The organism is Ralstonia sp. AU12-08 (genome assembly GCF_000442475.1).
Taxonomy (GTDB): Bacteria; Pseudomonadota; Gammaproteobacteria; order Burkholderiales; family Burkholderiaceae; genus Ralstonia; species Ralstonia insidiosa.
This window is the reverse complement of the sequence record NZ_ASZV01000052.1, coordinates 72069-92255: the sequence shown is the minus strand read 5'-3', so window position 1 is coordinate 92255 and position 20187 is coordinate 72069. Positions and strand designations below refer to the sequence as shown.

Below are 20187 nucleotides of genomic sequence, written 5' to 3'. Positions count from 1 at the left end.
AAGGCGGATCGATGCGCTGTTCCTCGTAAGGGGCGCGGCGCATCGCCTGTTGCATCGCTCTTTCAATCTCCCGGCGGCTTGGCCGCCATGCTCTTTAAGGAAACATCATGCAGAACCAGAAGATCCGTATCCGCCTGAAGGCCTTCGACTATCGCCTGATCGACCAGTCGGCCGCTGAAATCGTCGAAACCGCCAAGCGCACTGGCGCGATCGTCAAGGGCCCGGTGCCCCTGCCGACCCGCATCCAGCGTTTCGACGTTCTGCGTTCGCCGCACGTCAACAAGACCAGCCGCGACCAGTTCGAAATCCGCACGCACCAGCGCCTGATGGACATCGTCGATCCGACGGACAAGACCGTCGACGCGCTGATGAAGCTGGACCTGCCGGCTGGCGTGGACGTTGAGATCAAGCTGCAGTAAGCAAGACAACGCTGCCGGATCACTTCGGCAACGGGCAAACGGCGAGCCAAGTGCTCGCCGTTTTGCTTTTTGGTGACGGATGTTGTGCCTCACGCCACGCCTGGGCATGTATTCGGCAATCGTGCTTGCGGATTGTCCGCAACCGGGATATAGTGTAGGGCTACCCCTTTAGTCAAGGGGAGTGGGCTGGCCATTTGGCCGCGCGCTGTCTCTTTAGGCGCAGTCCAGTTCAAGATTCGTAGTATCAATCAGCCCCGGCCAATCGCAGCTGGGAATGGAGCAAACCATGAGCCTTGGCCTTGTAGGTCGCAAGGTTGGCATGACCCGTATTTTCACGGACGACGGCGATTCGATTCCCGTTACCGTGCTCGAGGTCGGCGACAACCGCGTGACGCAAATCAAGACGGACGAGACCGACGGTTATACCGCCGTTCAAGTCACCTTCGGCACCCGACGCGCCAGCCGCGTCACCAAGCCGCTGGCGGGTCATCTCGCCAAAGCCGGCGTGGAAGCGGGTGAAGTTATCAAAGAATTCCGAGTGGATGCCGCTCGTGCCGCTGAATTCCAGCCTGGCGCGAACATCAGCGTCGACCTGTTCGAAGTCGGTCAGAAGATCGACGTTCAAGGTGTGACGATTGGTAAGGGCTACGCCGGTACCATCAAGCGTTACAACTTCTCGTCGGGCCGCGCCACGCACGGTAACTCGCGCTCGCACAACGTGCCGGGCTCGATCGGTATGGCGCAGGATCCGGGCCGCGTGTTCCCGGGTAAGCGCATGACCGGTCACATGGGTGACGTCACCCGTACCGTTCAGAACCTGGAAATCGCCAAGATCGATGCAGAGCGCAAGCTGCTGCTGGTCAAGGGCGCGATCCCGGGCGCCAAGGGCGGTCAAGTCATCGTCACGCCGGCCGTGAAGGCCCGCGCTAAGAAGGCATAAGGAGCAAACGCATGGAACTGAAGCTGCTCCAGGACAACGGTCAACTCGGCGCTGGCGTTGCTGCCTCGCCGGAAGTGTTCGGCCGTGACTATAACGAAGCCCTCGTTCACCAGATCGTCGTCGCTTACCAGGCCAACGCTCGCAGCGGTAACCGTAAGCAGAAGGATCGTGAAGAGGTCAAGCACACGACCAAGAAGCCGTGGCGCCAAAAGGGTACGGGCCGCGCCCGTGCAGGTATGAGCTCCTCCCCGCTGTGGCGCGGGGGTGGTCGTATCTTCCCGAACAGCCCGGAAGAAAACTTCTCGCAGAAGGTCAACAAGAAGATGTACCGCGCCGGCATGCGCTCGATTTATTCGCAGCTTGCCCGTGAAGGTCGCATCAACGTCGTTGACAGTCTGTCCGTCGAAGCTCCGAAGACCAAGCTGCTGGCCGACAAGCTCGGCGCCATGGGCCTGGACTCGGTGCTCGTGATTACCGATAACCTGGACGAAAACCTCTTCCTGGCATCGCGCAACCTGGCGCACGTGCTCGTGGTTGAGCCGCGTCACGCTGACCCCCTGTCGCTCGTGCACTACAAGAAGGTGCTCGTGACGAAGGGTGCCGTCGCGCAGATCGAGGAGTTGCTGAAATGACGCAAGTTGCCAAGAACGACCATCGCCTGATGCAGGTGCTGCTGGCGCCTGTGGTGTCTGAAAAGGCAACCCTGGTGGCCGAGAAGAACGAACAGGTTGTGTTCGAAGTGGCTCCCGACGCCAACAAGATCGAGGTGAAGGCTGCCGTCGAACTGCTGTTCAAGGTGGAAGTCGCTGCCGTCCAGATCCTGAACCGCAAGGGCAAGCAAAAGCGCTTCGGTCGCTTCATGGGTCGTCGTAACCACGTGAAGATGGCCTATGTCTCGCTGAAGCCGGGCCAGGAAATCAATTTTGAAGCGGAGGCCAAGTAATCATGGCACTCGTCAAGACCAAGCCGACATCGCCGGGCCGCCGCTCGATGGTGAAGGTCGTCAACCCCGACCTTCATAAGGGTGCGCCGCACGCTCCGCTGCTGGAAAAGCAATTCCAGAAGTCGGGTCGTAACAACAACGGCCACATCACCACCCGTCACAAGGGCGGTGGTCACAAGCATCACTATCGCATCGTCGACTTCAAGCGTAACGACAAGGACGGTATCCCGGCCAAGATCGAACGCCTGGAATACGATCCGAACCGTAGCGCCAACATCGCGCTCGTGCTGTTCGCCGACGGTGAGCGCCGCTACATCATCGCCCCGAAGGGCGCTGTGGTTGGCCAAGCCATCGCCAACGGCTCGGAAGCGCCGATCAAGGCCGGTAACAACCTGCCGATCCGCAACATCCCGGTCGGTACGACGATTCACTGCGTGGAAATCCTGCCGGGCAAGGGCGCTCAAGTTGCCCGTTCGGCCGGTACGTCCGCCGTGCTGCTGGCTCGCGAGGGCATCTACGCTCAAGTGCGTCTGCGCTCGGGTGAAGTCCGCCGCGTGCACATCGAGTGCCGCGCGACCATCGGTGAAGTCGGCAACGAAGAACACAGCCTGCGCCAGATCGGCAAGGCCGGTGCAACCCGTTGGCGCGGTATTCGCCCGACCGTTCGCGGTGTGGTGATGAACCCGGTCGATCACCCGCACGGTGGTGGTGAAGGTAAGACTGCTGCTGGCCGTGATCCGGTGTCCCCGTGGGGTACGCCGACCAAGGGCTACCGCACCCGTCGTAACAAGCGCACGGACAGCATGATCGTCCAACGCCGTCACAAGCGTTAATCGGTAGGTAGGAGCTAAGAAATGACTCGTTCCGTAAAGAAAGGTCCGTTCATCGACGCCCACCTGCTGAAGAAGGTGGAAGTGGCGGTGCAGACGAAGGACAAGAAGCCCATCAAGACGTGGTCGCGTCGTTCGACCATTCTGCCGGACTTCATCGGCCTGACGATCGCCGTTCACAACGGCCGTCAGCACGTGCCCGTGTATGTCACGGAAAACATGGTTGGCCACAAGCTCGGCGAATTTGCGCTCACGCGTACGTTCAAGGGCCACGCTGCCGACAAGAAAGCGAAGCGATAAGGGGCAATCATGGAAGTTAAAGCGATTCATCGCGGCGCCCGTATCTCCGCACAGAAGACGCGCCTGGTTGCTGACCAGATCCGCGGCCTGTCGATCGAGCGCGCGCTCAACGTGCTGACGTTCAGCCCGAAGAAGGCGGCTGGCATCGTGAAGAAGGTGGTTGAGTCCGCCATCGCGAACGCCGAGCACAACGAAGGCGCCGATATCGATGAGCTGAAGGTCAAGTCGATCTACATCGACAAGGCAACGTCGCTCAAGCGCTTCACCGCGCGCGCGAAGGGCCGTGGCAACCGCATCGAGAAACAAACCTGTCACATCACTGTGACATTGGGCAACTAAGGGGTCACGATGGGACAGAAGATTCATCCGACTGGCTTCCGTCTGGCTGTCAGCCGTAACTGGGCTTCGCGTTGGTACGCCAACAACACCCAGTTTGCGGGCATGCTCAAGGAAGACATCGAAGTTCGCGAGTTTCTGAAGAAGAAACTGAAGAACGCTTCGGTGGGCCGCGTGGTCATCGAGCGTCCGGCCAAGAATGCACGTATCACCATTTACAGCTCGCGTCCGGGCGTGGTGATTGGCAAGAAGGGCGAGGACATCGAGCTGCTGAAGGCAGAACTGCAGCGTCGCATGGGCGTGCCCGTGCACGTGAACATCGAAGAAATCCGCAAGCCGGAAGTCGATGCGCAGCTGATCGCCGATTCGATCACGCAGCAGCTCGAGCGCCGCATCATGTTCCGTCGCGCCATGAAGCGCGCGATGCAGAACGCAATGCGTCTGGGTGCCCAAGGCATCAAGATCATGAGCTCGGGCCGTCTGAACGGCATCGAAATCGCCCGTACCGAGTGGTACCGCGAAGGCCGTGTGCCCCTGCACACGCTGCGCGCCGATATCGACTACGGCTTCTCGGAAGCAGAAACCACCTACGGCATCATCGGTGTCAAGGTGTGGGTGTACAAGGGTGACCACCTCGGTCGCAACGACGCACCCGTCGTGGAAGAGCCGAAAGAAGACGAGCGTCGCCGCCGCCCGGGTCGCCCGGAAGGTCGTCGCCGTGAGGGCGATCGCCCGGCCGGTCAGCGCCGCGGTGCTGGTGCAGGTGCTCCCCGCCGTAGCGGTGGCGCCGACGCCAAGACTGGAGAATAAATATGCTGCAACCTAAGCGCAGGAAGTACCGCAAGGAGCAGAAGGGCCGTAACACCGGTATCGCCACGCGCGGTAACGCCGTGTCGTTCGGCGAATTCGGCCTGAAGGCGATGGGCCGTGGCCGTCTGACCGCACGTCAGATTGAGTCGGCCCGTCGTGCGATGACCCGTCACATCAAGCGTGGCGGCCGCATTTGGATCCGGATTTTCCCGGACAAGCCGATCTCGAAGAAGCCTGCTGAAGTCCGTATGGGTAACGGTAAGGGCAACCCGGAATACTACGTGGCTGAAATTCAGCCGGGCAAGATGCTGTACGAAATGGACGGCGTCGGCGAAGAACTGGCACGCGAGGCGTTCCGCCTGGCCGCTGCCAAGCTGCCGATCGCGACCAGCTTCGTGGTGCGTCAGGTCGGAACGTAAGGAGCACACACCATGAAAGCATCCGAACTGCGCGACAAAGATGTCGCAGGGCTGAACCAGGAGCTCTCCGAGCTGCTGAAGGCTCAATTTGGCCTGCGCATGCAAAAGGCGACGCAACAGCTGCAGAACACCAGCCAGCTGAAGAAGGTGCGTCGTGACATCGCGCGTGTCCGCACCGTGCTGGGCCAGAAGGGGAACCAGAAATGACTGAAGCAGCAACGTCCCTGAAGCGCACGCTCGTCGGTCGCGTTGTCAGCAACAAGATGGACAAGACCGTGACGGTCCTGGTCGAAAACCGCGTCAAGCATCCGCTGTACGGCAAGTACGTGGTGCGCTCGAAGAAGTACCATGCGCACGACGAAGCCAACCAGTACAACGAAGGCGACAAGGTTGAGATCACGGAATCGCGTCCGATCTCGCGCACCAAGTCGTGGGTGGTGTCGCGCCTGCTTGAAGCCGCACGCGTGATCTAAAACAACAGCTAAGCAGTTTGCTGTTGCAAGACCGAGATTATGTGATATAGTCTCGGTCTTTCCCTTTGAGAGGGTTGCTGGCGATTCGGCTGGTGGCTCTGGCAAAGAGAAGAATGAATGGGTCTGGTGGCACTCGCTGCCAGGCAGCTACCGACTTCAAGTTGATCAACCCAATCGCGGTTGGCGCAATGCCAGCAGCCGGCGGGACCAAGACTGATCGCTTCTACGTATTGTGCGTAAAGGCGAATTAAGTTGGGACGAGAACACCATGATTCAGACAGAAAGCCGGCTCGAAGTGGCCGATAACACGGGTGCGCGTGAAGTCATGTGCATCAAGGTGCTGGGCGGTTCGAAGCGCCGCTACGCCAGCGTCGGCGACATCATCAAGGTCAGCGTCAAGGATGCTGCCCCGCGTGGTCGCGTGAAGAAGGGCGATATCTACAACGCCGTGGTGGTGCGTACCGCCAAGGGCGTGCGCCGTCCTGACGGCTCGCTCATCAAGTTCGACGGCAATGCCGCCGTGCTGCTGAACACCAAGCTTGAGCCGATCGGCACCCGCATTTTCGGGCCGGTCACTCGCGAACTCCGTACCGAGCGCTTCATGAAGATCGTGTCGCTCGCGCCGGAAGTGCTGTAATCGGAGGCCGCATGAACAAGATTCGCAAGGGCGATCGCGTCATCGTCCGCACCGGTAAAGACAAGGGTAAGCAAGGTACCGTGCTGTCGGTGCTGGCTGAGCACGTGACGGTGGAAGGCGTGAACGTTGCCAAGAAGCACGTGCGCCCGAACCCGATGCTGGGTACCACGGGTGGTGTGGTCGACAAGGTCATGCCCATCCATATTTCGAACGTTGCGCTCGTGGATGCCAATGGCAAGCCGTCGCGCGTCGGCATCAAGGTTGAAGGCGGCGTGAAGACGCGTGTCCTGAAGACCACCGGTGCTGGCGTCGGCGCTTGATTCTGGGCAATAGAGAGGAGTTGAGCATGACTGCACGTCTGCAAGAGTTTTACAAAGAGAAGGTTGTGCCCGAGCTGATCAAGCAGTTCGGCTACAAGTCCGTGATGGAAGTGCCGCGCATCACCAAGATCACCCTAAACATGGGTCTTGGCGAAGCCATCAATGACAAGAAGGTCATTGAGCACGCCACCGGCGACCTGATCAAGATTGCTGGCCAGAAGCCCATCGTGACGAAGGCCCGCAAGGCTATCGCCGGCTTCAAGATTCGCCAGGGTTACCCGATCGGCACGATGGTCACGCTGCGTGGCCAACGCATGTACGAATTCCTCGACCGCTTCATCACCGTGTCGCTGCCGCGTGTGCGCGACTTCCGCGGTGTGTCGGGCAAGGCATTCGACGGTCGTGGCAACTACAACATCGGTGTGAAAGAGCAGATCATTTTCCCCGAAATCGAGTACGACAAGATCGACGCACTCCGTGGTCTGAACATCAGCATCACGACGACTGCGAAGAACGACGAGGAAGCAAAGGCGCTCCTCAATGCGTTCAAGTTCCCGTTCCGTAATTAAGGGGTTACCGTGGCTAAATTGTCTCTGATCGAACGCGAGAAGAAGCGTGCCAAGCTCGTGGCCAAGTACGCTGAGAAGCGCGCCGCTCTCGAAGCCATCGTGGCAGACCAAAGCAAGTCGGAAGAAGAGCGTTACGAAGCACGCCTGAAGCTGCAAGCACTGCCGCGCAACGCGAATCCGACTCGTCAGCGCAACCGCTGCTCGATCACCGGTCGTCCCCGCGGTACGTTCCGCAAGTTTGGCCTGGCGCGTAACAAGCTCCGTGAGATCGCCTTCAAGGGCGAAATCCCGGGTCTGACGAAAGCCAGCTGGTAATCACGCACAGGCTACAGGAGAAACACTATGAGCATGAGCGATCCGATCGCCGATATGCTGACGCGTATCCGCAACGCGCAAGCGGTGGAAAAAGCGTCGGTGGTCATGCCGTCGTCGAAGCTGAAGGTGGCAATCGCCAAAGTCCTGAAGGACGAAGGCTACATCGACGAATTCGCCGTGACCGAGCAGGGTGGCAAGTCCACGCTGACGATTGGTCTGAAGTACTACGCCGGCCGTCCGGTCATCGAGCGCCTGGAGCGCGTCTCGAAGCCTGGTCTGCGTGTGTACAAGGGCCGTAATGAAATCCCGCAAGTGATGAACGGCCTGGGCGTCGCCATCATCTCGACCCCGCAGGGTCTGATGACGGACCGCCGTGCGCGCGCAACCGGTGTCGGTGGCGAAGTCATTTGCTACGTCGCCTAAGGGAGGGGAACCATGTCTCGCGTAGGTAAGGCTCCCATCGCGCTGCCCAAGGGCGCCGAAGTTAATTTCGCTGGTGGTCTGCTGACCGTCAAGGGCCCGCTGGGCACGCTGACGCAGCCGATTCACTCGCTGGTCAAGGTCAACACCGACAACGGCACGATCACGTTCGAGCCGGCAGATGAGTCGCGTGAAGCCAATGCGTTGCAAGGCACGATGCGCGCCCTGACGGCCAACATGGTCAAGGGCGTGACGACGGGCTTCGAGCGCAAGCTGAACCTGGTCGGCGTGGGTTACCGTGCTTCGCTTCAAGGCACTGCCCTGAAGCTGCAACTCGGTTTCTCGCACGACGTGATCCATGAGATGCCGGAAGGCGTGAAGGCGGAAACGCCGACGCAGACCGAAATCATCATCAAGGGTTCGGACAAGCAGAAAGTTGGTCAGGTCGCCGCTGAAGTGCGTGGCTATCGTCCGCCTGAGCCCTACAAGGGCAAGGGTGTGCGCTACGCAGACGAGCGTGTGATCCTGAAGGAAACCAAGAAGAAGTAAGGGTGCACATCATGAACAAAAATGACTCGCGTTTGCGCCGTGCACGTCAGACCCGCCTGAAAATTGCGGAGCTGAACGTCGCTCGCCTGGCTGTGCACCGTACTAACCTGCACATCTACGCGCAGGTCTTCTCGGAAGACGGCACGAAGGTTCTGGCTGCGGCCTCGACGGCAGAAGCCGAAGTTCGCAAGGAGCTGAACGGCAACGGTGGTAACACCGCGGCCGCCACTCTGGTGGGTAAGCGTATTGCTGAGAAGGCGAAGGCTGCTGGCATCGAAGCCGTGGCGTTCGATCGCTCGGGTTTCCGTTATCACGGTCGCGTGAAGGCACTGGCTGACGCGGCACGCGAAGCTGGCCTGAAGTTCTAAGCCGGCATAGAGGATATCGTCATGGCAAAAATTCAACCTAAGGTCCAAGGGGACGAACGCGACGACGGTCTTCGCGAGAAGATGATCGCGGTCAACCGCGTGACCAAGGTGGTCAAGGGCGGCCGGATTCTCGGTTTCGCTGCTCTGACCGTGGTCGGCGACGGCGACGGCCGTATCGGCATGGGCAAGGGCAAGGCGAAGGAAGTGCCCGTGGCCGTGCAGAAGGCAATGGACGAAGCCCGTCGCAAGATGGTCAAGGTCCCGCTGAAAAACGGTACGCTGCAGCACGAAGTGGTTGGCAAGCATGGCGCCGCTAAGGTGCAAATGATGCCCGCGAAGGACGGTACCGGCGTGATCGCCGGCGGCCCGATGCGCGCCATCTTCGAAGTGATGGGCGTGACGAACATCGTGACCAAGTCGCACGGTTCGACCAATCCTTACAACATGGTGCGCGCAACGCTGGACGGCCTGCGCAAGATGAGCACCCCGGCTGAAATTGCTGCCAAGCGTGGCAAGTCGGTCGAAGAAATCCTCGGCTAAGCCGAAGGGATAGGTGAACGATATGTCGCAGAAAACCGTGAAAGTCCAACTCGTGCGTAGCCTGATCGGTACGCGCGAAGACCACCGCGCCACGGTGCGTGGTCTGGGCCTGCGCCGCATGAACTCGGTGTCCGAATTGCAGGACACGCCGGCAGTGCGCGGCATGATCAACAAGGTGTCCTACCTGGTCAAGGTCATCGGCTAAGGCAAGACGGAGAAGAACATGCAACTGAATAACCTGAAGCCGGCAGCCGGCTCCAAGCATGCCAAGCGCCGCGTTGGTCGCGGTATTGGCTCGGGCCTGGGCAAGACGGCTGGTCGTGGTCACAAGGGTCAGAAGTCGCGTTCGGGTGGTTTCCACAAGGTCGGCTTCGAAGGCGGCCAGATGCCCCTGTATCGTCGTCTGCCCAAGCGTGGTTTCACCTCGCTGACCAAGGAATTCACCGCTGAAGTGCGTCTGGGCGACCTGGCGGGCCTGCCGATCGAAGAAATCGATCTGCTGTCCCTCAAGCAAGCCGGCCTCGTTGGCGAGATGGTCAAGAGCGCCAAGGTGATCCTGTCGGGCGAGATCGACAAGAAAGTGGTTCTGAAGGGCCTGGGTGCAACGGCTGGGGCGAAAGCCGCAATCGAAGCGGCTGGTGGCTCGCTGGCCTAATGCCTGCTGTTTCACACTGACGGAGCATCCGTTTGGCCACGGCGAAACCTAATGTGATGGCCCAAGCTAAGAACACGGCCAAGTACGGCGACCTTCGCCGTCGGCTGGTGTTCTTGGTCCTGGCACTGCTGGTGTATCGGATCGGCGCGCACATTCCTGTGCCTGGCATCGATCCGGATCAACTGGCGCAGCTTTTCCAACGGCAGTCGGGCGGCATCCTCGGGATGTTCAACCTGTTCTCCGGTGGCGCGCTGTCGCGGTTCACGGTGTTTGCGCTGGGGATCATGCCGTACATTTCGGCGTCGATCATCATGCAGCTGCTAACGATCGTGCTGCCGCAGCTGGAATCGCTCAAGAAGGAAGGCCAAGCCGGCCAGCGCAAGATTACGCAGTACACGCGCTACGGTACGGTCCTCCTGGCGACGTTCCAGGCGCTTGGGATTGCGGTGGCACTCGAAGCACAGCCGGGTCTGGTTCTGGATCCGGGTCTGATGTTCCGAGCGACCGCAGTGATCACGCTGGTGACGGGCACGATGTTCCTGATGTGGCTGGGTGAGCAGATTACCGAGCGCGGTCTGGGCAACGGGATCTCGATCATCATCTTTGGCGGGATTGCAGCGGGTCTGCCCAATGCCATCGGCGGGCTGTTTGAGCTGGTGCGCACGGGATCAATGGGGATTTTCTCCGCGATTCTGGTGGTGGCGATCATTGGCGCGGTGACTTTCGTGGTGGTGTTCATTGAACGCGGCCAACGCAAGATCCTCGTCAACTACGCCAAGCGGCAGGTCGGTAACAAGATTTATGGCGGTCAGTCGTCGCATTTGCCGCTGAAGTTGAATATGGCTGGGGTGATTCCGCCGATCTTTGCATCGTCGATCATTCTGTTCCCGGCCACGATCGCGGGCTGGTTTACAGCCGGCAACTCGACGAATCCGGTCACCCGATTCGTCAAGGACCTGGCAGCAACGCTGTCCCCAGGTCAGCCGGTGTACATCCTGCTGTATGCGGCTGCGATCATCTTCTTCTGTTTCTTCTACACGGCGCTGGTCTATAACAGCCGCGAAGTGGCAGATAACCTGAAGAAGAGTGGGGCGTTCATTCCGGGCATCCGCCCGGGCGAGCAAACCACGCGATATATCGACAAGATTCTGGTGCGTCTGACCCTGGCGGGTGCGATCTACATCACGCTGGTGTGTCTGTTGCCGGAGTTCTTGGTGCTGCGCTGGAATGTGCCGTTCTACTTTGGTGGCACGTCACTGTTGATCATCGTGGTGGTCACGATGGACTTCATGGCGCAAGTGCAGTCCTACGTGATGTCTCAGCAGTACGAGTCTTTGATGAAGAAGGCGAATTTCAAGGGCAACCTGACGCTCCGATAAAAGAGCGGTCGCACGAAGCTAAAGAGACATGGCTAAAGACGACGTGATTCAGATGCAGGGTGAGGTGCTGGAAAACCTTCCCAACGCAACGTTTCGCGTCAAGCTAGAGAACGGCCACGTAGTGTTAGGCCATATTTCCGGCAAGATGCGGATGCATTACATCCGTATCCTGCCCGGGGACAAGGTGACGGTCGAATTGACCCCGTATGATCTGTCCCGCGCGCGCATCGTATTCCGGGCGAAGTGAGCGGACTGGAATTGAAGGAAGAGGAAAATCATGAAAGTGCTGGCTTCTGTTAAGCGCATTTGCCGCAACTGCAAAATCATCAAGCGCAAGGGCGTGGTGCGTGTGATCTGCTCGTCGGACCCGCGTCATAAGCAGCGCCAAGGCTAATTTCGCAAAGAGGATTGACGAATGGCACGTATCGCAGGGGTCAACATCCCCAACCACAAACATACCGTGATTGGCCTGACGGCGATCTACGGTATCGGCCGCTCGCGCGCTCAGAACATTTGCGAGGCTACTGGCATCCCGACCGACAAGAAGGTCAAGGACCTGACGGATTCGGACCAGGAAGCGCTGCGTAAGGAAATCGAGAAGTTCCTCGTCGAAGGCGATCTGCGCCGTGAAACGACGATGAACATCAAGCGCCTGATGGATCTGGGCTGCTACCGTGGCGTGCGCCATCGCAAGGGCCTGCCGATGCGTGGTCAACGTACCCGCACCAACGCCCGTACCCGTAAGGGTCCGCGCAAGGCCGGCGTCGCGCTCAAGAAGTAATCCGTCGGGTAAAGGATAGGAACTATGGCAAAAGCAGCGAATACCGCCGCCCAGCGCGCGCGTAAGAAGGTTCGCAAGAACGTCGCCGACGGCATCGCGCACGTTCACGCGTCGTTCAACAACACGATCATCACGATCACCGACCGTCAGGGCAACGCTCTGTCGTGGGCGACGTCGGGTGGCCAGGGCTTCAAGGGCTCCCGTAAGTCGACGCCGTTCGCGGCTCAGGTCGCTGCTGAAAGTGCTGGCCGCGTGGCGCAGGACCAAGGCATCAAGAACCTGGAAGTGCGCATCAAGGGCCCGGGCCCGGGCCGTGAGTCGGCTGTGCGTGCACTGAACAACCTGGGTATCAAGATCGCCGTGATCGAAGACGTGACGCCGGTGCCGCACAACGGCTGCCGTCCGCCGAAGCGTCGTCGTATCTAAGTGATTCGATCGGCCGCGCCAGTTGCTGGCGAGGTCGGTCTGCGGGTGCTATACTTGCCCGCTTGCCTGTCTTCCGGATTTTTCTGGAAGGCGGGTTTCGTCTTTTCATAAGCCCACCGTTCGCCTCGTTCCGATTGTGGAAGCGCTGGCGGACCATTCGCAGAGTTCAAGCTGCGGATGACTGATAACAAAGGAACGCAACGTGGCACGCTATACCGGCCCCAAGGCGAAACTGTCTCGCCGCGAAGGTACTGACCTTTTCCTGAAGAGCGCACGCCGCTCGCTCGCCGACAAGTGCAAGCTGGACAGCAAGCCTGGCCAGCACGGTCGCACTTCCGGTGCTCGCACCTCCGACTACGGCAACCAACTGCGCGAAAAGCAGAAGGTCAAGCGCATCTACGGCGTGCTGGAGCGTCAATTCCGCCGCTACTTCGCTGAAGCCGATCGCCGCAAGGGCAACACGGGTGAAACCCTGCTGCAACTGCTGGAATCGCGCCTGGACAACGTCGTCTACCGCATGGGCTTCGGCTCGACCCGCGCTGAAGCGCGTCAGCTGGTGTCGCACAAGGCGATCCTGGTGAACGGCGTGGCACTGAACGTGCCGTCGGCCCAGATCAAGTCGGGCGACGTGGTTGCCATCCGCGAAAAGTCGAAGAAGCAAGTGCGTATCGCTGAATCGCTGACGTTGGCTGAGCAAAGCGGTTTCCCGACCTGGGTTGCCGTGGATGCCAAGAAGATGGAAGGCACCTTCAAGCAAGTCCCGGATCGTGCAGATATCGCCGGTGACATCAACGAAAGCCTGATCGTCGAATTGTATTCGCGTTAATGACGACGCCCGTGCCGAAAGGTGCGGGCTTCTTGCGCTTTTTGGGGACGCTCATCGTCAACAAAATTGTGTTCGTGCGCCTGCCGTATCTTGGCGCCGTCCCAATCTGGTTCGTTACGTGCCGCAACGCGATTGCGGCACGCGCGTCTTCCGTCGCGGTGGACGCGACGGAATCTTTCCAGTCCAATCCGTCAGCCTTATCGGTGTAACGAGCCGAGGGTATTGAAACAGGACAACCTACATGCAAACAGCACTCCTCAAGCCCAAAATTATTGCGGTTGAGCCGCTTGGCGATCATCACGCGAAGGTCGTCATGGAACCGTTCGAGCGCGGCTACGGCCACACGCTCGGTAACGCGCTGCGCCGCGTGCTGCTGTCGTCGATGGTCGGCTACGCTCCGACCGAAGTCACGATCGCTGGGGTCGTCCACGAGTATTCCACCATCGACGGCGTGCAGGAAGACGTCGTCAACCTGCTGCTGAACCTGAAGGGCGTGGTGTTCAAGCTGCACAACCGTGATGAAGTTACGGTGTCGCTGCGCAAGGAAGGCGAAGGTGTGGTGACCGCTGCCGATATCGAGCTGCCGCACGATGTCGAGATCATCAACCCGGGTCACGTCATCGCCAACCTGTCGGCTGGTGGCAAGCTGGATCTGCAATTGAAGGTCGAGCAAGGCCGCGGCTATGTGCCGGGTAACGTGCGTAAGTTTGGCGATGAGTCGAGCAAGGTCATCGGCCGTATCGTGCTGGACGCCTCGTTCGCACCGGTGCGCCGCGTGTCGTACGCCGTTGAGTCCGCTCGTGTGGAGCAGCGTACCGATCTCGACAAGCTGGTGATGAACATCGAAACCAACGGTGTGATCTCGCCGGAAGAAGCGATCCGCCAGTCGGCTCGCATCCTGGTGGACCAACTGTCGGTGTTCGCTGCCCTGGAAGGCACGGAAAGCGCCGCTGAGGCCGCCGCCGCCCGCGCACCGCAGATCGATCCGATCCTGCTGCGCCCGGTCGACGACCTGGAGCTGACGGTGCGTTCGGCCAACTGCCTGAAGGCCGAAAACATCTACTACATCGGCGACCTGATCCAGCGTACCGAGAACGAGTTGCTGAAGACCCCGAACCTGGGTCGCAAGTCGCTCAACGAGATCAAGGAAGTCCTCGCTTCGCGTGGCCTGACGCTCGGCATGAAGCTCGAGAACTGGCCGCCCGCAGGTCTCGAAAAGTAATTGCAAGTTGTCGGCCGGTGCGTGTGCATCGGCCGGTTTTCCCGCCGTTGCTGTCTGAGCGGCCCATTGTTAAAGCTACCGGCCCGCGCCTCGCAAGGGGTGATAGAAGAGCTGGTCAAACACTCTTAAGAAGGAATCATCATGCGTCACCGTCATGGTTTGCGGAAACTGAACCGCACCTCGTCGCACCGTCTCGCGATGCTGCGCAACATGTCCAACTCGCTGCTGCAGCACGAGCTGATCAAGACCACCCTGCCGAAGGCCAAGGAACTGCGCAAGGTTGTCGAGCCGCTGATCACGCTGGCCAAGAAGGACACCGTTGCTAACCGCCGTCTGGCTTTCGCCCGCCTGCGCGACCGTGACATGGTCACCAAGCTGTTCACGGAACTGGGCCCGCGTTTCGCGACCCGTCCGGGCGGCTACACCCGTATCCTGAAGTTCGGCTTCCGTCAGGGCGACAATGCGCCGATGGCATTGGTCGAGCTGCTGGACCGTCCGGAAGTTGCTGAGGCTGTGGACGCCGAAGCCGCTGAGTAAGATCAGCTGAGGTTTGCCGGTGCGGCACGTCGTCGCGCCGGATGCGCCGAAAGTGCGCCAAATGTCCCTTTCAAGCGCGCATTACAATGAAGCCAGGATCGCATCCTGGCTTTTTTGTTGTCTGCGCTCGGCTATTTGGCCATGGGAGCGCATCTGTGGAGTTTCCATGTCTGCCGGAACCGATGTGCTGCTGGTGCTGACCAATCTGCCGGATGCCGACAGCGCCGACCGTGTGACCAAAGTCGTGCTCGAATCTCGGCTGGCCGCGTGCGTCAATCGCTTGCCTGCCTGCGCGTCGGCATACTGGTGGAATGGCGCGATCGAACAGGCGACCGAGATTCCGCTGTTGATCAAGACCACACGTGCGACGTATCCCGCGCTCGAGGCGGTGCTGCGCAAGGCACATCCTTACGAGGTGCCCGAGATCATCGCCGTGCCCGTAACTGTGGGCCTGCCGGCGTATCTTGCCTGGGTGGCCGGCGAGACGCGACCACCTTCTGTTTGAAGTTAGATTGCCGTTGATATGACCTTCTCTTCGTCCCCGCCAATGCGCCGTGTGCTGCAGTTGCTGATGCTGCTGGTCGCCGTGCTGATGCTGCGCGTACCGGTGCACGCTGCTGACGATTTCCTGCCGCCCGAGCAGGCGTTCCGCTTCTCAGCCAAGCAACTCGATGGGCAGACGGTCGAGGTCAAGTTCGCCATTGCCGACGGTTATTACATGTACCGCGAGCGCTTGGCCGTGGCGGCGGACTCCGCAACAGTCACATTCGCGCCGCTTGAACTGCCTGCGGGCAAGATCAAGCACGACGAGAACTTCAACAAGGAGGTCGAGACCTACCGCCATGAGCTCGTCTTCCACGTCAAGGCGCAAGACGCATCGGCGCCGTTCACGTTGGTCGTCACCTCACAAGGCTGTGCGGACCAGGGCCTGTGCTATCCACCGATGAAGAGCCGATTCCAGGTGGAGCCGGCTTCTGTGTCGAGTGCGCCGACGGCCCCAGGCGCCGCAGTAGTCAGCGGGGCCGAGTCCTCTTCCGACGACAAGCTCGGCCGCATCGCCAGCACGCTGGGCAGTGGCAACCTCGGGGCAATTGCCTTGCTGTTCTTCGGCTTTGGTCTGCTGCTGACATTCACACCGTGCGTGCTGCCCATGTTGCCGATCATCTCGGCCATCGTGGTGGGCGAGCATGCCACGCGCATGCGTGCTGCGGTGGTGTCCGTGGCATATGTGCTAGGGATGGCGACGGTCTACACGGCGCTTGGCGTGGCGGCGGGCTTGGCGGGGCAGGGTCTTCAGGCTGCGCTGCAGAACCCTTGGGTGCTGGGGGCGTTTGCGTTGTTGATTGCGTTGCTGTCGCTGTCGATGTTTGGCCTGTACGAGTTGCAGTTGCCGGCGTCGTGGCATCACCGGTTGACGCAGGCGTCCAACAAGCTGAGCGGCGGTCAGATTGCGGGCGCCGCCGTCATGGGGGCACTGTCGGCGCTGATCGTTTCACCGTGCGTGACGGCACCCTTGGCGGGGGCGCTCGCTTACATTGCACAAACCGGCAATGCGGCAACAGGTGGTACAGCGCTGTTTGCCCTGTCCATGGGGATGGGTGTGCCGCTGATTCTGGTGGGCGTGGGCGCCGGCAATCTGCTGCCGCGCTCGGGGCATTGGCTGACCGTCACCAAGGCGATTTTCGGTTTCATTCTGCTGGCTGTGGCCCTGTACATCGTGCAGCCGGTGCTGCCAGCGTGGGCCGCGATGGTGGCCTGGGGCGCGCTGCTGATCGGTGCGGCCGTGTTTCTGCGGACGTTCGATTCGCTGCCAGACAGTGCGAATAACGTGCAGCGTCTGGGCAAGGTGGTGGGTGTCGTACTGGCGCTGGCGGGCGCGGCGCAACTGGTGGGCGTGGCCGCAGGTGGGCGTGATCCGCTGCAACCGTTGGCCGGCGTGCTGCGCGCGTCGACCGGTGCATCCACGCAAGCCGAGGCGCATGGCCTGACCTTCAAGCGCGTGAAGAGCACGGACGAACTCGACGCCGAGGTACGCAACGCCAGTGCGTCGGGTCGCGCGGTGATGCTCGACTTCTACGCCGACTGGTGCGTGAGCTGCAAGGAAATGGAGCGCCTGACCTTCACTGATGCGCGGGTGCGTACGGCGCTCGCCGATGTGGTGCTGCTGCAGGCCGATGTGACGGCCAACAGCGCGGATGATCAGGCGCTGCTCAAGCGTTTCGGCCTGTTCGGCCCACCCGGTACGATCTTCTTTGATACACAGGGCCGTGAGGTGCAGGCCCGCGTGGTCGGCTTTGAACGTGCCGACACCTTCCTCGCCAGTCTGCGCCGCGCTCTCGGTGCAAGCGGCGCAGCACAGACGGCGAAAACTTCTACCTGATCAACCGCGCAGCAAGCGGGCGGCGTCCAGTGCGAAGTACGTCAGGATGCCGTTCGCGCCGGCGCGCTTGAACGCCAGCAGCGATTCCAGCACGACCTTGTCGTGATCCAGCCAGCCGTTCTGTGCGGCGGCCTTCAGCATCGCGTATTCCCCGCTGACTTGGTACACGTAGGTCGGGAAGCGGAATTCATCCTTCACGCGGCGCACGATGTCGAGGTACGGCATGCCGGGCTTGACCATCACCATGTCGGCGCCCTCGGCGATGTCGAGCGCCACTTCGCGCAGCGCCTCGTCCGAATTGGCCGGATCCATCTGGTAGGTCATCTTGTTGCCCTTGCCCAGGTTGGCCGCCGAACCCACCGCATCGCGGAACGGGCCGTAGAACGCTGAAGCGTACTTGGCCGCGTAGGCCATGATGCGCGTGTAGATGTGGTCGTCGTGCTCCAGTGCCAGGCGGATGGCGCCGATGCGGCCGTCCATCATGTCGGACGGCGCGACGATGTCCACGCCAGCCGCAGCTTGTACCAAGGCCTGCGCGGTGAGGATCTCCACCGTCTCTTCGTTCAGCACATAGCCGTTGGCATCGAGCACGCCGTCCTGGCCGTGGCTCGTATATGGGTCGAGCGCCACGTCGGTCAGGATACCCAGCTCGGGGAAGCGCGCCTTGAGCGCCTTCACCGCACGTGGGATCAAGCCTTCGGGGTTGGTCGCCTCGATGCCGTCCGGCGTCTTGATCGACGGCTCGATCACGGGGAACAGTGCGAGCACCGGAATGCCCAGTTGCACGCACTGTTCGGCCACGCCCAGCAGCACATCAACCGACACACGTTCGACGCCCGGCATCGACGGCACGGCCTGCCGTACGTTGGTGCCTTCGAGGATGAAGACAGGGTAGATCAGATCGTCGGGGGTGAGGCGCGATTCGCGCATCATGCGGCGGGAGAAATCGTCGCGGCGCATGCGGCGCGGGCGATGGTCGGGGAAGCTTGCAGTCATGTCAGCGGACTCTAAGAACACACTGTGAAGTTTGAAAACTTTCGTGGCGATTATCCATCCTATGCACGGACAATGCGCCCGCGACGCTGGTGCAGCGTCCCCCGCGGCTCCTCCCTGACGCGGGTTCCCATCGATGGCTCGATGGGGTCGTTACCCCCGTTGCGCTTTTGGCGACGGGGTTTTTTTTGCCTGTTCGGCGGAGGGTGCAGATTGGGGGGCGGGCTCCAGGGCTTCGGGCAGACACAGCCAGCCTGCGACAATTCGCTGCGCCTCTTCGATGCCACGGCGCTTCAGGCTGGAGAACAGTTGCACCGTGAGTGACACGTCACCTTCGATCTGCGCGCGGTAATCGGCCAGCACCTTGCGTGCCGCCATCAGCGCGCGCGACGCATCGTTGTTGGTCAGCTTGTCGGCCTTCGTGAGCAGCACGTGGATCGGCTTGCCCGTCGGCAGGAACCACTCGACCATCTGGCAATCGAGGTCGGTAAAGGGGCGGCGCGCGTCCATCATGATGACCAGGCCGGCCAGTTGCTGGCGCGCCTTGACGTAGTCGCCCAGCAGATGGACCCAGTGCGATTTGGTTTCGCCCGGCGCTTCGGCATAGCCGTAGCCGGGCAAGTCGACCAGGAAGCCGAGCGGGTCTTCCGCCTTGGCCGGCATCACGGAGAAATAGTTGATGTGCTGTGTGCGACCGGGCGTCTTACTGGAGAACGCCAACCGCTTCTGGTTGCACAGGATGTTGATTGCGGTGGATTTGCCTGCGTTGGAGCGGCCCGCAAACGCGACTTCCGGCACGGCGGTTGCCGGTAAATCACGCAAATGATTGACGGTGATGAAGAAACGGGCTTGATGCAGGAGCGACATGCGCGGCAGTACCTGTAGACTGCAGTTCAGAACTGCGTGGTTGCTGCGCCGCGAGGTCGCATTGCAGAGGCGTTATTGTACAATACGCCGGTTTACGGACGTCCCCACCAGATCCGTCGCAGGACCGCCCCGAGGCCCGGGCCGGTCCGTTTTCATGCACGGTTCCGGTACGAGGAGAAGGGGATGCCCGGCGCCGCAGGGTCCGGCATTGGGCGGCGCACGCAGCATTCGAAAACAATCTAAACAAGGTGTGCGAATGAACCGCATCGCGAACGTTCTTGCTGTCGCAGCGCTGTCCCTGGCATCGGCCCTTTCCGTGGCCCACGCTGAAGAACAAAAGATTGCCAAAGCCGATGCTGCGCGCGGCGAAACGCTCTTCAACGCCGGCGTCCCCGCCAATGGCGTGCCGGCCTGTACGAGCTGCCACGGTGCCGGTGGCAACAGCGCCATGAACGTCAACCCGAAGCTGGCGGGTCAGCACGCCGAGTACATCGAGAAGCAACTCAAGGATTTCAAGGCCAAGACCGATCGTAACCACGCGGTCATGTCGCTGTATGCGGGCGCGCTGTCCGATCAGGACATGAAGGACATCGGCGCGTACCTGGGCAAGCAGGCGGCCTGGAAGCCGGGCTCGGCCAAGAGCAAGGACACCATCGAGCTGGGCCAGAAGCTGTATCGCGGCGGTGACGCCAAGCGTGGCATCGCGGCCTGTGCAGGCTGCCACGGCCCGACCGGTGCCGGTATTCCGGCGCAGTATCCGCGTATCGCAGGTCAGTTCTCTGAATACACCGAGGCGCAACTGGTGGCGTTCCAGAACGGCACGCGCAAGAACAGCGTGCAGATGCATGACCTGGCCAACCGCATGACGACTGAGCAGATCAAGGCGGTGGCCGACTACATCGCCGGCCTGCGCTAATCTGCCGCACCTGACCG

Annotated in this window: 35 protein-coding genes; 33 read left to right on the top strand and 2 right to left on the bottom strand. The window is 60.9% G+C overall.

The window, feature by feature from the left end:
* Window positions 1–107: 107 nt before the first annotated feature.
* The 32 genes from rpsJ (at window position 108) to dsbD (ending at window position 17394) form a co-directional block, all read left to right on the top strand.
* On the top strand, window positions 108–419 hold the full coding sequence (gene rpsJ, locus C404_RS56855; RefSeq protein ID WP_004634473.1) for a 30S ribosomal protein S10: 312 nt from the start codon (window positions 108–110) through the stop codon (window positions 417–419).
* Window positions 420–705: 286 nt separating this feature from the next.
* Complete coding sequence (gene rplC / locus C404_RS56850) at window positions 706–1359, top strand: 50S ribosomal protein L3 (protein WP_021197585.1); 654 nt, start codon at window positions 706–708, stop codon at window positions 1357–1359.
* An 11-nt stretch (window positions 1360–1370) separates the two neighbouring features.
* A complete protein-coding gene (rplD, locus tag C404_RS56845; protein ID WP_021197584.1) occupies window positions 1371–1991 on the top strand; it encodes a 50S ribosomal protein L4 in 621 nt (206 codons plus the stop codon).
* A complete protein-coding gene (gene rplW, locus C404_RS56840) occupies window positions 1988–2302 on the top strand; it encodes a 50S ribosomal protein L23 (protein ID WP_021197583.1) in 315 nt (104 codons plus the stop codon). The genes rplD and rplW overlap by 4 nt, the downstream gene beginning before the upstream one ends.
* A gap of 2 nt (window positions 2303–2304) precedes the next feature.
* Window positions 2305–3135: a 50S ribosomal protein L2 gene (gene rplB, locus C404_RS56835; RefSeq protein ID WP_021197582.1), complete on the top strand. Its 831-nt coding sequence runs from the start codon at window positions 2305–2307 to the stop codon at window positions 3133–3135.
* 21 nt (window positions 3136–3156) lie between these two features.
* Window positions 3157–3432, top strand: a complete 276-nt coding sequence (gene rpsS / locus C404_RS56830; protein ID WP_021197581.1) for a 30S ribosomal protein S19 — start codon at window positions 3157–3159, stop codon at window positions 3430–3432.
* A 9-nt stretch (window positions 3433–3441) separates the two neighbouring features.
* The gene (rplV, locus tag C404_RS56825) at window positions 3442–3771 is read left to right on the top strand and encodes a 50S ribosomal protein L22 (RefSeq protein ID WP_004634479.1); all 330 of its coding nucleotides are present in this window, start codon (window positions 3442–3444) and stop codon (window positions 3769–3771) included.
* Between the two features lie 9 nt (window positions 3772–3780).
* Window positions 3781–4578, top strand: a complete 798-nt coding sequence (gene rpsC, locus C404_RS56820; RefSeq protein ID WP_021197580.1) for a 30S ribosomal protein S3 — start codon at window positions 3781–3783, stop codon at window positions 4576–4578.
* A 2-nt stretch (window positions 4579–4580) separates the two neighbouring features.
* Window positions 4581–4997: a 50S ribosomal protein L16 gene (gene rplP / locus C404_RS56815; RefSeq protein WP_003264123.1), complete on the top strand. Its 417-nt coding sequence runs from the start codon at window positions 4581–4583 to the stop codon at window positions 4995–4997.
* Between the two features lie 12 nt (window positions 4998–5009).
* A complete protein-coding gene (gene rpmC, locus C404_RS56810; RefSeq protein ID WP_004634481.1) occupies window positions 5010–5204 on the top strand; it encodes a 50S ribosomal protein L29 in 195 nt (64 codons plus the stop codon).
* Window positions 5201–5470: a 30S ribosomal protein S17 gene (rpsQ, locus tag C404_RS56805; RefSeq protein WP_021197579.1), complete on the top strand. Its 270-nt coding sequence runs from the start codon at window positions 5201–5203 to the stop codon at window positions 5468–5470. The genes rpmC and rpsQ overlap by 4 nt, the downstream gene beginning before the upstream one ends.
* Before the next feature lie 268 nt (window positions 5471–5738).
* The gene (gene rplN, locus C404_RS56800; protein ID WP_003264129.1) at window positions 5739–6107 is read left to right on the top strand and encodes a 50S ribosomal protein L14; all 369 of its coding nucleotides are present in this window, start codon (window positions 5739–5741) and stop codon (window positions 6105–6107) included.
* A gap of 11 nt (window positions 6108–6118) precedes the next feature.
* Window positions 6119–6427 (top strand): 50S ribosomal protein L24, encoded by a 309-nt coding sequence (gene rplX / locus C404_RS56795; RefSeq protein WP_021197578.1) that lies wholly within the window; start codon window positions 6119–6121, stop codon window positions 6425–6427.
* A 26-nt stretch (window positions 6428–6453) separates the two neighbouring features.
* On the top strand, window positions 6454–6996 hold the full coding sequence (gene rplE / locus C404_RS56790) for a 50S ribosomal protein L5 (RefSeq protein WP_009241894.1): 543 nt from the start codon (window positions 6454–6456) through the stop codon (window positions 6994–6996).
* A 9-nt stretch (window positions 6997–7005) separates the two neighbouring features.
* Complete coding sequence (gene rpsN / locus C404_RS56785; RefSeq protein ID WP_004634486.1) at window positions 7006–7311, top strand: 30S ribosomal protein S14; 306 nt, start codon at window positions 7006–7008, stop codon at window positions 7309–7311.
* 27 nt (window positions 7312–7338) lie between these two features.
* Window positions 7339–7734, top strand: a complete 396-nt coding sequence (gene rpsH, locus C404_RS56780) for a 30S ribosomal protein S8 (protein ID WP_004634489.1) — start codon at window positions 7339–7341, stop codon at window positions 7732–7734.
* Window positions 7735–7746: 12 nt separating this feature from the next.
* The gene (gene rplF, locus C404_RS56775) at window positions 7747–8280 is read left to right on the top strand and encodes a 50S ribosomal protein L6 (RefSeq protein ID WP_021197576.1); all 534 of its coding nucleotides are present in this window, start codon (window positions 7747–7749) and stop codon (window positions 8278–8280) included.
* A gap of 11 nt (window positions 8281–8291) precedes the next feature.
* Window positions 8292–8648, top strand: a complete 357-nt coding sequence (rplR, locus tag C404_RS56770; protein WP_021197575.1) for a 50S ribosomal protein L18 — start codon at window positions 8292–8294, stop codon at window positions 8646–8648.
* Window positions 8649–8669: 21 nt separating this feature from the next.
* Complete coding sequence (gene rpsE / locus C404_RS56765) at window positions 8670–9188, top strand: 30S ribosomal protein S5 (RefSeq protein WP_013211230.1); 519 nt, start codon at window positions 8670–8672, stop codon at window positions 9186–9188.
* Between the two features lie 22 nt (window positions 9189–9210).
* A complete protein-coding gene (gene rpmD, locus C404_RS56760; protein WP_003264137.1) occupies window positions 9211–9393 on the top strand; it encodes a 50S ribosomal protein L30 in 183 nt (60 codons plus the stop codon).
* 18 nt (window positions 9394–9411) lie between these two features.
* A complete protein-coding gene (gene rplO / locus C404_RS56755; protein ID WP_021197574.1) occupies window positions 9412–9843 on the top strand; it encodes a 50S ribosomal protein L15 in 432 nt (143 codons plus the stop codon).
* Window positions 9844–9899: 56 nt separating this feature from the next.
* Window positions 9900–11222: a preprotein translocase subunit SecY gene (gene secY, locus C404_RS56750; RefSeq protein ID WP_021197573.1), complete on the top strand. Its 1323-nt coding sequence runs from the start codon at window positions 9900–9902 to the stop codon at window positions 11220–11222.
* A 28-nt stretch (window positions 11223–11250) separates the two neighbouring features.
* Window positions 11251–11469 carry a translation initiation factor IF-1 gene (gene infA / locus C404_RS56745; RefSeq protein ID WP_003264140.1) on the top strand — a complete coding sequence of 73 codons (219 nt, stop codon included), beginning with the start codon at window positions 11251–11253 and terminating at the stop codon, window positions 11467–11469.
* A 30-nt stretch (window positions 11470–11499) separates the two neighbouring features.
* Window positions 11500–11616, top strand: a complete 117-nt coding sequence (gene rpmJ, locus C404_RS56740) for a 50S ribosomal protein L36 (RefSeq protein WP_003264141.1) — start codon at window positions 11500–11502, stop codon at window positions 11614–11616.
* Window positions 11617–11637: 21 nt separating this feature from the next.
* Window positions 11638–12003 carry a 30S ribosomal protein S13 gene (gene rpsM, locus C404_RS56735; RefSeq protein WP_021197572.1) on the top strand — a complete coding sequence of 122 codons (366 nt, stop codon included), beginning with the start codon at window positions 11638–11640 and terminating at the stop codon, window positions 12001–12003.
* Between the two features lie 24 nt (window positions 12004–12027).
* Window positions 12028–12429: a 30S ribosomal protein S11 gene (gene rpsK, locus C404_RS56730; protein ID WP_021197571.1), complete on the top strand. Its 402-nt coding sequence runs from the start codon at window positions 12028–12030 to the stop codon at window positions 12427–12429.
* Window positions 12430–12631: 202 nt separating this feature from the next.
* Window positions 12632–13255 carry a 30S ribosomal protein S4 gene (gene rpsD, locus C404_RS56725; RefSeq protein ID WP_021197570.1) on the top strand — a complete coding sequence of 208 codons (624 nt, stop codon included), beginning with the start codon at window positions 12632–12634 and terminating at the stop codon, window positions 13253–13255.
* A complete protein-coding gene (locus C404_RS56720; protein ID WP_021197569.1) occupies window positions 13255–13464 on the top strand; it encodes a hypothetical protein in 210 nt (69 codons plus the stop codon). Before rpsD ends, C404_RS56720 begins: the two co-directional genes overlap by 1 nt.
* A 32-nt stretch (window positions 13465–13496) precedes the next feature.
* A complete protein-coding gene (locus C404_RS56715) occupies window positions 13497–14477 on the top strand; it encodes a DNA-directed RNA polymerase subunit alpha (RefSeq protein ID WP_004634508.1) in 981 nt (326 codons plus the stop codon).
* Window positions 14478–14618: 141 nt separating this feature from the next.
* The gene (gene rplQ / locus C404_RS56710) at window positions 14619–15014 is read left to right on the top strand and encodes a 50S ribosomal protein L17 (RefSeq protein WP_031330213.1); all 396 of its coding nucleotides are present in this window, start codon (window positions 14619–14621) and stop codon (window positions 15012–15014) included.
* 166 nt (window positions 15015–15180) lie between these two features.
* Window positions 15181–15519 (top strand): divalent-cation tolerance protein CutA, encoded by a 339-nt coding sequence (gene cutA, locus C404_RS56705; RefSeq protein ID WP_021197567.1) that lies wholly within the window; start codon window positions 15181–15183, stop codon window positions 15517–15519.
* A gap of 18 nt (window positions 15520–15537) precedes the next feature.
* Window positions 15538–17394, top strand: coding sequence for a protein-disulfide reductase DsbD (gene dsbD, locus C404_RS56700; protein WP_031330211.1), 1857 nt, complete (start codon window positions 15538–15540; stop codon window positions 17392–17394).
* On the opposite strand, the gene hemB is transcribed toward dsbD, so the two are convergent.
* Together hemB and yihA are read right to left on the bottom strand one after the other, a co-directional pair.
* Window positions 17395–18390, bottom strand: a complete 996-nt coding sequence (hemB, locus tag C404_RS56695; protein ID WP_021197565.1) for a porphobilinogen synthase — start codon at window positions 18388–18390, stop codon at window positions 17395–17397.
* A gap of 150 nt (window positions 18391–18540) precedes the next feature.
* Window positions 18541–19254: a ribosome biogenesis GTP-binding protein YihA/YsxC gene (yihA, locus tag C404_RS56690; RefSeq protein ID WP_021197564.1), complete on the bottom strand. Its 714-nt coding sequence runs from the start codon at window positions 19252–19254 to the stop codon at window positions 18541–18543.
* Window positions 19255–19510: 256 nt separating this feature from the next.
* On the opposite strand from yihA, the gene C404_RS56685 reads away from it, so the two are divergent.
* Complete coding sequence (locus C404_RS56685) at window positions 19511–20170, top strand: c-type cytochrome (protein WP_021197563.1); 660 nt, start codon at window positions 19511–19513, stop codon at window positions 20168–20170.
* Window positions 20171–20187: the final 17 nt, after the last annotated feature.